General features: G+C 60.4%; 8 protein-coding genes. 3 read left to right on the top strand and 5 right to left on the bottom strand.

Annotated features, from left to right (window positions below; genetic code table 11):
- Nucleotides 1–70: 70 nt before the first annotated feature.
- Nucleotides 71–832: an imidazole glycerol phosphate synthase subunit HisF gene (hisF, locus tag ACP15S_RS16105; RefSeq protein WP_425040650.1), complete on the top strand. Its 762-nt coding sequence runs from the start codon at nt 71–73 to the stop codon at nt 830–832.
- Nucleotides 829–1,140, top strand: a complete 312-nt coding sequence (locus ACP15S_RS16100; protein WP_425040649.1) for a phosphoribosyl-ATP diphosphatase — start codon at nt 829–831, stop codon at nt 1,138–1,140. The genes hisF and ACP15S_RS16100 overlap by 4 nt, the downstream gene beginning before the upstream one ends.
- A gap of 97 nt (nt 1,141–1,237) precedes the next feature.
- On the opposite strand, the gene ACP15S_RS16095 is transcribed toward ACP15S_RS16100, so the two are convergent.
- From ACP15S_RS16095 to ACP15S_RS16085, 3 genes are all read right to left on the bottom strand, one after another.
- Nucleotides 1,238–1,708, bottom strand: a complete 471-nt coding sequence (locus tag ACP15S_RS16095; RefSeq protein ID WP_425040648.1) for a CoA-binding protein — start codon at nt 1,706–1,708, stop codon at nt 1,238–1,240.
- Between the two features lie 179 nt (nt 1,709–1,887).
- Nucleotides 1,888–2,964, bottom strand: a complete 1,077-nt coding sequence (locus ACP15S_RS16090) for a DUF2235 domain-containing protein (protein WP_425040647.1) — start codon at nt 2,962–2,964, stop codon at nt 1,888–1,890.
- Nucleotides 2,942–5,239 carry a xanthine dehydrogenase family protein molybdopterin-binding subunit gene (locus ACP15S_RS16085; RefSeq protein ID WP_425040922.1) on the bottom strand — a complete coding sequence of 766 codons (2,298 nt, stop codon included), beginning with the start codon at nt 5,237–5,239 and terminating at the stop codon, nt 2,942–2,944. The genes ACP15S_RS16090 and ACP15S_RS16085 overlap by 23 nt, the downstream gene beginning before the upstream one ends.
- A 183-nt stretch (nt 5,240–5,422) precedes the next feature.
- On the opposite strand from ACP15S_RS16085, the gene ACP15S_RS16080 reads away from it, so the two are divergent.
- Nucleotides 5,423–8,572 carry a valine--tRNA ligase gene (locus ACP15S_RS16080; RefSeq protein ID WP_425040646.1) on the top strand — a complete coding sequence of 1,050 codons (3,150 nt, stop codon included), beginning with the start codon at nt 5,423–5,425 and terminating at the stop codon, nt 8,570–8,572.
- Between the two features lie 111 nt (nt 8,573–8,683).
- On the opposite strand, the gene ACP15S_RS16075 is transcribed toward ACP15S_RS16080, so the two are convergent.
- Both ACP15S_RS16075 and ACP15S_RS16070 read right to left on the bottom strand, forming a co-directional pair.
- A complete protein-coding gene (locus ACP15S_RS16075; RefSeq protein WP_425040645.1) occupies nt 8,684–10,228 on the bottom strand; it encodes a Ppx/GppA family phosphatase in 1,545 nt (514 codons plus the stop codon).
- A gap of 141 nt (nt 10,229–10,369) precedes the next feature.
- Nucleotides 10,370–12,568: an RNA degradosome polyphosphate kinase gene (locus ACP15S_RS16070; RefSeq protein ID WP_425040644.1), complete on the bottom strand. Its 2,199-nt coding sequence runs from the start codon at nt 12,566–12,568 to the stop codon at nt 10,370–10,372.
- Nucleotides 12,569–12,605 lie beyond the last annotated feature (37 nt).

The following is a 12,605-nucleotide window of genomic DNA, read 5'->3' as shown; positions in this document are numbered from 1 at the left end:
TTGGAGGGTGAATCGCACAAAAGCCCCCCCTCCCTTCCCTCCGGGATCAAATCACAGTAAGCCTCTGCCCATGCTCAAGACCCGGATCATCCCCTGCCTCGATGTCGCCGATGGGCGCGTTGTCAAAGGCGTGAATTTTGTCGATCTGCGCGATGCAGGCGACCCCGTGGACGCCGCCCGCGCCTATGATGCAGCAGGCGCTGATGAGATCTGTTTTCTCGATATTCACGCCACCCATGAAAACCGCGGCACGATGTTCGACGTGGTCAGCCGCACTGCCGAGCAATGCTTCATCCCGCTCACCGTAGGCGGCGGCGTGCGCAGTGCCGGCGATGTCAGAGCACTTCTGCTGGCGGGCGCCGACAAGGTCAGCTTCAATTCCGCCGCTGTGGCCAATCCCGATGTCATCTCCGAGGCCGCTGATCAATTCGGCGCCCAATGCATCGTCTGCGCCATCGACGCAAAGACCGTGGAGCCGGGCCGCTGGGAGATTTTCACCCACGGAGGCCGAAAGCCTACTGGGATTGATGCCGTTGAATTTGCTGAAAAAGTTGCCGCGAAAGGCGCGGGAGAGATCCTGCTGACCTCAATGGACCGGGACGGCACGCGCGCCGGCTTCAACCTGCCGCTGACGCGCGCCATTTCCGATGCCGTTTCCGTTCCCGTGATCGCGTCGGGCGGTGTGGGCACATTGGATCACCTCGTGGATGGCGTCCGTGAGGGCGGCGCCTCTGCGGTTCTGGCGGCCTCCATCTTCCACTTCGGTGATTACACCATTGCTGAGGCCAAGGCGCATATGGCCGCCGCTGGCATCCCCATGAGGCTGACATGAGCACCCTGCACGATCTGGCCCAAACCATCCAATCGCGCATAAGCGCGGACCCCAACAGCTCCTGGACCGCCAAACTGCTTGCCAAGGGCCCGGAGAAATGCGCGGAGAAATTTGGTGAGGAAGCCATCGAGGCCATCATCGAAGCCATCAAGGGCGACAAGACACGCCTGACCTCTGAGGCCGCCGACGTGTTCTATCACTTGCTGGTCATGCTGGCCGCACAAGGCATTACGCTCGCAGACGTCGAAGCCGAACTCGCCCGTCGCGAAGGCACGTCCGGTCTCGACGAAAAAGCCAGCCGAAGCTGACGCGCCTTCATCTTGCCAGATAAACTCTGGGGGGAGGCGCTTCGGCGCCGGGGGGCAACGCCCCCTGCCCCCGGCGACGCGCACCAACGCGGCGCAATCAAAGCTTGCTGGAAATCACGCCGGTATTGAACCCGCCCATCCGCAATTCGCCGAACAACCGTTGATACTCGATCTTGGGGCAGCGGTTCTCGATCACATCAATGCCGCGGGACCGAGCCAGAGCCGCCGCTTCCGCATGAGACACGCCAATCTGCATCCAGATCGTCTTGAGATTGGGCAAATGCGTCAACGCCGTCTCGACAATCTCGGGCACGAATTCCGAGCGTCGGAACACATCCACCATATCGACATCTTTCGGCACGTCTTCGAGCGTCGCACAGACGCTCTCTCCAAAGAGCTGCTTGCCCGCATGGCCCGGATTGACCGGGATCACCCGCATGCCTCGCAGACCGAGGTAACGTGCCACGAAATGGCTCGGACGCACCGGGTTGGGCGACACGCCAACTCCCGCCACAACACGCGTCCGTTGCAGGACCCTTTTGAGAAATTCGTCACTGTACCCGGTCATGAACGGAACCGTAACGGAACAGCGGGCAAGAAAAAAGCGCCCAAGGAGATCCTTGGGCGCAAGTGCGGAACGAGGGACAGTGAATAACCAAACGGAGGTTCCGGCTCCATTCGTCACGCCTAGAAAGGTAGGTGTGAAAATCAGCTTTCCAAGGGTAAAACACTCAGGAATATGCCTTCCTAACGGTGCGACATAATGGCACTCACCCGCGCGCGGATCGTGACGGGCGATTTTCGAGCCAAAACAGAGGCATGCAGCCGCTCGGACCGGTCTTGCAAGACAGGGCGTTTCTTGCGCAGCACAAAGAGTTTGGACCAGCCCACCCATCGCCCCATGCTGGGTGCTTGCGGGTCCGCTGGAAAACGCGCGCGCCATCCCTGCGGCAACGCCAAGCCACAGGCCTCGGCGCGCCCCAACAGCCAGACCAGCGATAGATTGGCCAAGGGCCGCGCTTGCTCGCGCCCATCAATCTGGCCGCCCACATCCCCATGATTTCCCGGAAACCACACTTGCTCCACACGCCCCTCATGGGCCGCGGGCACAGCCCAAAGCACGGGCGCGTAGGCCTGACGCCGCTCGTCATGGGCCAGTGCATGAAATCCATGTTTGATGGATGCACCCAAGGCATGATTATGAAAGGCATGGCTCGGATCGGAGAAGCGCCACAGAAGCGGCAGGCGAAGTCCCAGTGCTTTGACAGTGTCCCAGACGCCAATCATCTCAATGGGTGTCGCCTCGTGGCACAGATGCGTGCGAAACGATGTGGCCGCCGTGCCATGCGGCGCGCATTGATAGTGCCTGTAGGCCATATCGATGTTGCGCTGCGTCGCGTGCCGGGGTTCGAGAAGGCCCACCTGATCGATCAGGCCGGCCAGAGAGCGCACGGCATAGGCCCCGCGCGAATAGCCAAAGAGGAAGATGCGATCTCCCGGGCGATAGCGGGAGGCAAGATAGCCATAGGCCCGTCGGATCTGTCGATTGATGCCCTTACCTGTCATGATGGACCACGTGGCGCGCCAATCGGTCCATTGCAAACCCGGCTCATAGTAAATCGAGACGTCGCTGCCCGCTTCGCAGATCAGCTTGTAGGTCATGCCTGCATGGGTTTCGCAGCCCTGCCGCAGGGACGACATTGTGCCATCGAGGATAATCACGTGAGATCGCGGACCACGGCGCGGCGCATGGGGCCGCTGGCGGCGCCAAACCTGGCGCCGAAGCCACTTGTAGAGGCCTTTATTCCGCAGCCTTTGGCGCATCCTCCAGATATCTCCAAACTTTTTCAGGGGTGAAGGGCATATCGACCTGCGTGACACCGCGCGCCCAGAGCGCGTCCTGCACTGCATTGGACACGGCCGCCAACGCGCCCACGGTGCCCGCCTCGCCGCAGCCCTTCATGCCAAGCGGGTTGTATTTCGATGCCGTGGGTTCTGTCGCAAATCCGATCATAGGCATGATATCAGCACGCGGCATCGCATAATCCATAAACGTTGCCGTGAGCAGCTGTCCGTCTTCATCAAAAACCACGCGCTCCGTCAGCGCCTGACCGATGCCCTGCGCCACCCCGCCGTGGATCTGCCCTTCCACCAGCATCGGGTTGAGAAGATTGCCAAAATCATCGACGACCTCATAGCGGTCTACCCTGACAATGCCTGTTTCGGGATCAATCTCAACCTCGGCCACATGAGCGCCATTGGGGAAGGAACGGCTATCGAGCGTGATCGTTTCAGAGGTGTCCAGAAGATCCTCGCGCCCATGCTCGCGGGCCAGTTCGGCCACCTCAAGCATCGTTGGCGTCATGTTGCTGCCCTCGGCGCGGAATGTCTCGTGATCAAAGTTCACCTTGTCTTCCTCCACCCCCATGATGTCCGCCAAAAACGGCGTGAATTGGGCGATCATGGTTTCCACAGTCTTAAGGGTCGCCGTAGATTGCACTGTGGCCGAGCGTGAGCCGCCCGTTCCGCCGCCCGATGGGATGGCATCGCTATCCCCCTGCACGACGTGAATCGCCTCCATAGGAATACCGGTTTGATCCGCGAGATAGGCCGCAAAGACCGTCTCGTGACCCTGACCATTTGATTGCGTGCCGACATAAAGCGCCACCGACCCGTCCTCCTCGAAGACAACGCGGGATGTCTCGGAAGGATCGCCCAAAATACTTTCGATATAGTAACACAGGCCCTGGCCGCGCAGCTTGCCTGCCGCCTCAGACGCGGCCTTGCGCCCGGCAAAACCGTCCCGATCGGCCTTTTGCCCCACATGCGAGAGCACGGCATTGAAGTCACCGATGTCATAGGTCACGCCCGAAGGCGTCGTGTAGGGGAATTGATCGGGGCGGATAAAGTTGCGCTGGCGCAGCTCCCAAGGATCCAGCCCCAGCTCGCGGGCAGCCCGGTCCATCACGCGCTCCAGCACGTAGATCGCCTCGGGCCGTCCCGCCCCCCGGTAGGCATCCACTTGCGTTGTGTTGGTGAAGAACCCTTCCGCGCGCATATAAGCCGCAGGAATATGATACACACCTGTCAGGACTTTGGAGAAAAGCTCGGTCTGGATGTTTTGCGCAAAGCCAGAACAATACGCGCCCATGTTGGCGCGCGTATGCAGCCTGTATCCCGTCAGCTTGTGATCGGCATCAAAAGCCAATTCCGCCCGCGTGGTCAGATCCCGTCCGGCATTGTCGGTCAACATGGCTTCCGTCCGCTCGGACATCCAGCGCACGGGCCGCCCCAACGTCCGCGCGGCCTGGGCCACGCAGAAATACTCCGGATACATGAAGGCCTTCATCCCGAAGCCGCCGCCAACATCGGGATTGGTCACGCGGATCTGGTCTGCGGGAATATCCAGCGCCTTGGCGAGCTCTCCCTTCGCGCCCCAGACACCCTGACCATTGAAGGCGAAATGCAGACGCCCGGCGTCCATCTCCGCATAACAGCCGCGCGTTTCCATGGCGTTGCAGATGATGCGGTTGTCCTCCACATCCATCGACACCACATGCGCGGCCGCCTCGAACGCGGCTTGGGTCGCGGCCTCATCCCCCAGTCCGAAATCAAACACCACATTGTCTGGCGCCACATCATGAACCGCAGCACCGCCCGGCGCGAGATCGAGCTTGGCGGGCAGATCGTCATAGTCCAGCGTGATGAGTTCGGCGGCATCCCTCGCCTGTTGCAGCGTGTCCGCGATGATCATGGCGACAGGCTCACCCACAAAGCGCAGCTTGTCCTTGGCAAGGATTGGCCGCACATCCTTCGCCCCCTTGGAGCCATCGCGGTTTTGGATACGCGACGCTGTCATGGCAATGCTGAGCCCGGCCTCTTCAAGATCAGCACAGGTCAGCACAAGGTGCACACCCTCAGCCGCGCGGGCCTCAGAGACATCAAGCGCCGTGATGGCGCCATGGGCCACGGGCGAGCGGAACACAAAGCCATGCAGCGATGCTTCGGGCGCAATGTCATCGACATAACGGCCCTGCCCGGTCAAAAACCGGACATCTTCGACCCGTTTGACCGGCTGGCTTTTTCCGAACTTTTCCATGGTGTCCTCCACGCGTTTTTCCATTGAGGACACTAGCTTTTTCGCGCGCAAGGTCCATAGCCTCAATGCAGCTCTCCGAGCTGAAAGAAACGGCATAGCTTGCCCAAGCTTGGGCGCGGCTCTTTTCCTTCCCGCGCGGCTTCGCTAAGTGATCCCTAAGCAACCCCGAGGGGAACAGAGACCATGGCACTGGACAAATCATTTCAAGCCCAAGAGGCGGAAGCCCGCATCTACGCCGCCTGGGAAAAGGCGGGCTGCTTCAAGGCGGGGGCACATGCCAAGCCCGAGGCGTCAAGCTATTGCATCATGATCCCACCACCGAATGTCACCGGCGTCCTGCATATGGGCCATGCCTTCAACAACACGTTGCAGGACATCCTGATCCGCTGGAAACGCATGCAGGGATTTGACACGCTCTGGCAGCCCGGCACGGACCATGCCGGTATCGCGACCCAGATGGTTGTCGAGCGCACGCTGGCCGAAACGCAGCAGCCCGGGCGCCGCGAACTGGGCCGTGAGAAATTCCTCGAGAAGGTCTGGGAGTGGAAAGAGCAATCCGGCGGCACAATCAAGGGCCAGCTTCAGCGCCTTGGCGCGTCCTGCGATTGGTCACGCGAGGCCTTCACCATGTCCGGCGCGCCCGGCGCACCTGCAGGCAATGAGGGCAATTTCCACGACGCCGTGATCAAGGTCTTCGTCGAAATGTACAACAAGGGCCTCATCTATCGCGGTAAGCGGCTGGTGAACTGGGATCCACATTTCGAGACGGCGATTTCCGATCTGGAGGTCGAGAATGTCGAAGTTGCGGGCCATATGTGGCACTTCAAATACCCGCTTGCAGGCGGCGCGACCTATGAATACGTGGAGAAGGATGAGGACGGTAACGTCACCCTGCGCGAGACCCGCGACTACATCTCCATCGCCACGACCCGCCCCGAGACGATGCTCGGCGATGGCTCGGTGGCGGTGCACCCGTCTGACGCGCGTTACGCCCCCATCGTGGGCCAGCTCTGCGAGATCCCGGTGGGCCCGAAAGAACACCGCCGCCTGATCCCGATCATCACCGATGAATACCCCGATCCCGATTTCGGCTCCGGCGCGGTGAAGATCACCGGCGCGCACGATTTCAACGACTACCAGGTCGCCAAACGCGGCGGCATCCCGATGTACCGCCTGATGGATACACGAGGCGCGATGCGCGACGACGGCGCGGCGTACGCAGAGGCCGCCGAAATCGCCATGGCGGTGGCACAGGGTAAGAAGACGCTCAGTGAAGCGGAAGCAGATGCCGTGAACCTCGTCCCCGATCACCTGCGCGGAATGGATCGGTTTGAAGCGCGCAAAGCCGTGGTGGAGGAGATCACCGCCGAGGGCCTCGCCGTGATGACGACCTCAGACGATCCGCGTTTGGGCAAACCCAAGAAGAAAGGCGCCGAGGAGGAAGAGATCACCGCCGTGCCTCTGGTGGAAGCCAAACCGATCATGCAGCCCTTTGGCGACCGCTCCAAAGTGGTCATCGAGCCGATGTTGACCGACCAATGGTTCGTCGACACAGCCAAGATCGTCGGCCCCGCGCTGGACGCGGTCAAGGATGGCACGGTCAAGATCATCCCCGAGAGCGGCGAGAAGGTCTATTACCACTGGCTGGAAAACATCGAGCCCTGGTGCATCTCCCGCCAACTCTGGTGGGGGCACCAAGTGCCAGTGTGGTATGGCTTCAACTTGGGAAGCAATCTAGCTGAAGGCGACAGTTGGACAGACTTGGATTTTGATCCAGAGAGCCTTCAAACGGCTACCGCAGAACCGCTGTTGATTTCAGAATGCTCGGATAGCTTTGAGGAAGTCGCTTTCAAAGTCACCGCGTACGTAAGCGGTTCTCCAACACCTTTCAATGACCCGAAAGTGGTCCAAGTCGCTGATCGCGAGGCGGCATTGGCGTTGCTTTCAAAACAGATCGAGACTTTCAAAGCATCTGGTCAAATCGAAGTTTTCGAATACCCAATGTGGCGCGACCCCGACGTACTCGACACCTGGTTCTCCTCCGGCCTCTGGCCCCTGGGCACGCTCGGCTGGCCCGAAGAGACCGAGGCGCTGCAAAAGTACTTCCCCACCTCCACGCTGATCACAGGCCAAGACATCCTCTTCTTCTGGGTCGCCCGAATGATGATGATGCAAATAGCTGTGATGCCAGAGGACTTGCCGATCCAAAAACGCATTCCGTTTGACACCGTCTACCTCCACGGCCTCGTGCGCGATGCCAAGGGCAAGAAAATGTCGAAATCCACAGGTAACGTGATCGACCCGCTCGACATCGTCGACGAATTCGGCGCCGACGCCCTGCGCTTCACCAACGCTGCCATGGCATCCATCGGCGGCGTGCTCAAACTCGACATGGAACGCATCAAGGGCTACCGCAACTTCGGCACCAAACTCTGGAACGCCGCGCGCTTTGCGGAGATGAACGAAGCCCTCCACGGGCACGCCATGCCCAAACCGGAGGCGACACTCAACAAATGGATCATGGGCGAAACGGCCAAGGTCCTCGAGGTCGTGAACCCCGCGCTCGAAGAGTTTCGCTTCAATGATGCCGCCAACGCGCTTTATGCCTTTGTCTGGGGCAAGGTCTGCGATTGGTATGTGGAACTCTCCAAACCACTTCTGAACAGCGATGACGAAGCCCTCAAATCTGAAACCCGCGCAACCATGGGTTGGGTGATCGATCAATGCCTGATCCTGCTGCACCCGATCATGCCCTTCATCACCGAAGAGCTCTGGGGCAAACTCGCCACGCGCGATGACCACCTGATGCTGACCGATTGGCCAGACTACAAAGCCGCCGATCTGGTGGATCCCGCGGCGGATCGCGAAATCAACTGGGTGATCAATCTCATTGAGGCCACCCGCTCCGCCCGCGCCCAAATGCACGTGCCCGCAGGCGCCTACGTTCCCATGATCGTGACCGACTGGGACACCGCAGCGAAAGCGGCATTTGCAGGCAACGAAACCCTGATCAAACGCCTCGCGCGGATCGAAGGCGTGACCGAGGCCGATGATTTCCCGAAGGGCTGCGTCACAATCCCCGCCGCAGGTGCAACATTCGGCCTTCCTCTCGCTGACATCATCGATGTGGACGAAGAAAAAGCCCGCCTCGAGAAAACCCTCGGCAAACTTGCCAAGGAACTTGGCGGTCTGCGCGGTCGCCTGAACAACCCCAAATTCGCGGAAAGTGCCCCCGCCGAGGTGGTCGAGGAAACACGCGCCAATCTCGCAGCACGGGAAGAAGAAGAAACAAAACTCAAAGACGCGCTCGCGCGCCTGCAGGAAATTTCCTGACCCTTCTTTTGTCACCAAATACCTTGGGGGCGCGCCAAAGGCGCGGGGGCAAAGCCCCCAACCCGCGCGCAAGCGCACATCCGGCGTGTCGCCCGCAAGGGCGGCACACCATCAGATCATTTTGACATCGGTCTGGGCATCCAGCGCGCTGGCCAGCGATTGGAACCGCGCCTCTGCCACCTCACCGAAAAGCGGCCAGGCCGGTTTTGACAGACGCAATTCCAGCACCTTCTTCTTGGGCCGCCACCGCATCTGCCCCATCGCCGCCTCGTCCGACATCCACAGCATCGCGCCAAACCGCAAGGCTTTCCCAAGAACCTCCGCCTGTTGCTGATCAGGACCAGACAACAGATCGTAGAGCTCCTCAAAGCGTGTGCCTTCGCGCTTGTTGCGGTACCGATACAGAAGTGCCATCCCAAGGAAAACGCGTTCGGAATGCTTCAACCCGCCCAAATTGGCACGGGTGGCATTATCAAAGCAGGTTTCCGCCCGATAATCGGGATGCGCGCGCCAGCTCACGTCATGCAGCAGACAGGCCGCCTTGACCAAACGTATCCGATCCGCCGGCGCATTTTTGAAAAGCGGCTGGATGAATTGGTACAGCGATTTGCCAAAGCCCGGTAACCGGGCATCCTTGGCTTCCGCAAACCTGCAGGCCTCAATAAGCGGATCACGGTCTCGCAGCTTCGCAGGCATTTGCTCGTAAAGCATGCCTTCCCGGATCCCATAGCTCGACACGGCAATATCTTTCGGACCAAACGTGCGCAGCAATCGCCGCAGGACGTCAATGGCATACGGCACAAGCGACATGCGCGCGCCTGAGATCCCGCATTCCTGCCGGAGCTCCTCCAGATCCCGCTCTGCGATATATTTCGCCGTTTTGCTCACCGCGCGCGATGTCATACGGTATTCGTGCAAAACATGCAGCGGATAGCCGCGCCGGTGCATGTCGATCCGGGCAATCGCCCGCCACGACCCGCCCACAAGAAAGAGCCTGTTGCCTTGCTCGCCCATCTCATCGCGCAGGGCTTCCATGACCGTCTTGATATGTCTGCGCCGCCCCTTGGCGCCGCCGGGCAGCTCGCGCAGCTTGAGCGGGCCGAGACTGGACGTCACACGACGGCCCACCTCACCGTTGGAAATCTCGGCCAATTCCATGGACGAGCCACCAATGTCACAGACCAGCCCGTAAGACCCGGGCCATCCGAGCAATACTCCCTGCGCAGACAGACGCGCCTCTTCCCGGCCATCGATGACGTGGATTTTCAGCCCCGTCTCGCGCAGAACATCCTCGCAAAACGCGGGCCCATCCTCCGCATCGCGCACAGCCGCAGTGGCCACGGCCGTCAGAGGCGGCAGATCCATACCCTGCGCCAGATACTGAAAGCGTTTGAGCGCCGCCAGGGCGCGGACGCGACCTTGAGGATTGAGCCTGCCCGTCTCGGACATGCCTGCCCCCAAAGCGCACATGATCTTTTCGTTGTAAAAATAAGCCGGGCTGCGGGCCGCCCCGTCAAACACAACCAACCGGACTGAGTTTGATCCGATATCCACGACCCCGACGCGCGAGAGCGCGCGACTTGCGGGATCGTTGAAAAGAGGCCGGCCAAACGGCCCCCAATCGCGGGTGTCGCGGTTTTGTGCGCTTCCGTCCATCTTTCCCCCGGGCGTGAGCTCGCGCGCAACATGCGGCACGGGAGGTCTGCGTGTCAATTGCGATAACCCGATGGGGCGGATCAAAATGGCGCGTTTCTTTCGGCCCTCACGTCAGGCCTGCTCGAAGCGATTACAATATCCTTAACCCGTTGATGACGCAGCCTTCTCTTCATCTGTATGCGTCAACTTCGGGACATCTTTTGCGCCAGCGGATCCCCGCCCGGACAGGGAAGGATTTTCCATGAAGAACCGGTGACAGTTGAACGCAAAAGTGCCTTCCTGCGTAGCTGCCCGCGCAAATGCGCCATCGGGCCCCATGACCCAGCTTTGGGCCACATCGGCCATATTGGCCGCCATGATCTGGCTCACGATCTGCGCTTTCACGGTTGCATTGTTGATCTCGACCAACGTCTCGACGCGCCGGTTCAGATTGCGTCCCATCCAATCCGCCGATGAGATAAACACGCGGGCCTTCTTCGCCGGTAGCCCGTGTCCGTTGCCAAAACAGACAATGCGCGAATGTTCCAGAAACCGCCCGATGACGGATTTCACACGGATGTTCTCCGAAAACCCCTTTATGCCCGGCCGCAGCCCACAAATCCCCCGCACAACCAGCGAGATTTTCACCCCGGCCTGGCTTGCTGCATAAAGCGCGTCGATCACTTCCGGCTCGACCAGCGAATTCATTTTGGCCCAGATCATCGCAGGCTTGCCTGCGCGCGCATGCGCGGCCTCAGCGTCGATCATCGCCAAGAGTGAGGATTTCAAATCCAGCGGCGAGATCGCAAGATTGTCGAGCTTTTCCGGCTTGGCGTAGCCAGAGAGGTAATTGAAGACCTTGGTTGCATCGCGCCCGAGCCGCGCGTCACAGGTAAAGAAGGACAGGTCCGTGTAGATGCGGGCCGTGATCGGGTGGTAATTGCCAGTGCCGTAGTGGGTATAGGTGACAAGCTCATCGCCTTCGCGGCGCACGACCGTCGAGATCTTGGCATGGGTCTTGAGATCGAGAAACCCGTAGACCACATGGGCGCCCGCCCGCTCCAGCCGCCGCGATTGGCGGATGTTGGCGGCCTCGTCAAACCGGGCCTTAAGCTCGACCAATGCGGTCACGGACTTGCCATCCTCCGCTGCCTCGCAGAGCGCCTCCACGATGGGGGAGCGTTTTGACGTCCGGTAGAGCGTCTGTTTGATCGCCACCACATCGGGATCGCGCGCCGCCTGTTGCAGAAAGCGCACCACCATGTCGAAGGTCTCGTAGGGGTGATGCAGAAGCATGTCCTTTTGCCGGATCGCGGCAAACATATCGCCATCATGATCCTGAACGCGCTCAGGCACGCGGGGAGTGAAGGAGGGCCACAAAAGATCGGGCCGCGCATCCAGCACAAGCTCCGAAAGATTGGCGAGGCCCAACATCCCGTCAAGCTCCACCACTTCTTCATCCGTGACGCCAAGTTCTTGTTTGACCATTTTCACAAGCGGGCCGGTTGCGCCCGCGGACATGGTCATCCGAACCACCTCGCCGCGCCGCCGCCGTTTCAGCGCGACTTCGAATTCGCGCACCAGATCTTCGGCCTCGTCTTCAACTTCGAGATCACTGTCGCGCAGAATGCGGAAATCGAAATGGGATTTGAGGCGGTAGCCTGGAAAGAGGCTCTCCACATGCAACAGCAGGAATTCCTCCAGCGCGATGAACCTTGCCTGACCAGGCGCCGATGGCAACGGCCAGAAGCGATCAATCTGCGTGGGGATGGGCAAGAGCGCCTCAAGCCGCTTCTTGCCATCCTTGCTCTCCATCTCAAGCGCCAGTGAGTAGCCCATGTTGGGAATGAACGGAAAGGGATGGGCGGGATCAATGGCCAGGGGCGAAAGAACCGCAAAGACCCGGCGCAGGAAGACGTCAGCCAAGTGGGTCTTGTCTTCCGGTGTCAGCTCCGCAGGATCCACGATCACGATGCCCGCCTCGGCCATGGCGCGCCGCAATCCTTCAAACACTTTTTGCTGCGCATTCAGAAGCGCGCGGGCATCCTCATTGATCAGCACAAGCTGCTCGGCTGGGGTCAGACCGTCCACGGCGGGCGTTTGATTGCCCTCGCGTTTCAGCTCGCGCAAACCCGCCACACGCACGGTGTAGAACTCATCGAGATTGGCCGAGGAAATGGACACGAAGCGCAACCGCTCCAACAGCGGCACGCGCGGGTTCTCCGCCTCTTCCAGAACACGCCAGTTGAACCCCAGCCAGGACAGCTCGCGATTGAAATACCGCCCGGGCCCCTGCAAATCGACATCGGGTAAGTCGCGCGCGGGGGGGAAGTCTGCGGTCAGAAAATCTGCATGTGTCATGGGCCTGCTTTCTGGCGCGGGTTTGCAACAGCTGCGT

The organism is Primorskyibacter sp. S187A, assembly GCF_049800955.1.
In the GTDB taxonomy this organism is placed as follows: Bacteria; Pseudomonadota; Alphaproteobacteria; order Rhodobacterales; family Rhodobacteraceae; genus JAKVBH01.
This window is presented reverse-complemented; position numbering and strand designations above follow the sequence as displayed.

Excerpts from the sequence above, each read along its gene's own strand:
- ACP15S_RS16075 (WP_425040645.1), bottom strand. The coding sequence starts at position 10,228 with ATGGACGGAAGCGCACAAAACCGCGACACCCGCGATTGGGGGCCGTTT.
- ACP15S_RS16095 (WP_425040648.1), bottom strand. The coding sequence starts at position 1,708 with ATGACCGGGTACAGTGACGAATTTCTCAAAAGGGTCCTGCAACGGACG.
- ACP15S_RS16090 (WP_425040647.1), bottom strand. The coding sequence starts at position 2,964 with ATGCGCCAAAGGCTGCGGAATAAAGGCCTCTACAAGTGGCTTCGGCGC.
- ACP15S_RS16080 (WP_425040646.1), top strand. The coding sequence starts at position 5,423 with ATGGCACTGGACAAATCATTTCAAGCCCAAGAGGCGGAAGCCCGCATC.
- ACP15S_RS16100 (WP_425040649.1), top strand. The coding sequence starts at position 829 with ATGAGCACCCTGCACGATCTGGCCCAAACCATCCAATCGCGCATAAGC.
- hisF (WP_425040650.1), top strand. The coding sequence starts at position 71 with ATGCTCAAGACCCGGATCATCCCCTGCCTCGATGTCGCCGATGGGCGC.
- ACP15S_RS16070 (WP_425040644.1), bottom strand. The coding sequence starts at position 12,568 with ATGACACATGCAGATTTTCTGACCGCAGACTTCCCCCCCGCGCGCGAC.
- ACP15S_RS16085 (WP_425040922.1), bottom strand. The coding sequence starts at position 5,239 with ATGGAAAAGTTCGGAAAAAGCCAGCCGGTCAAACGGGTCGAAGATGTC.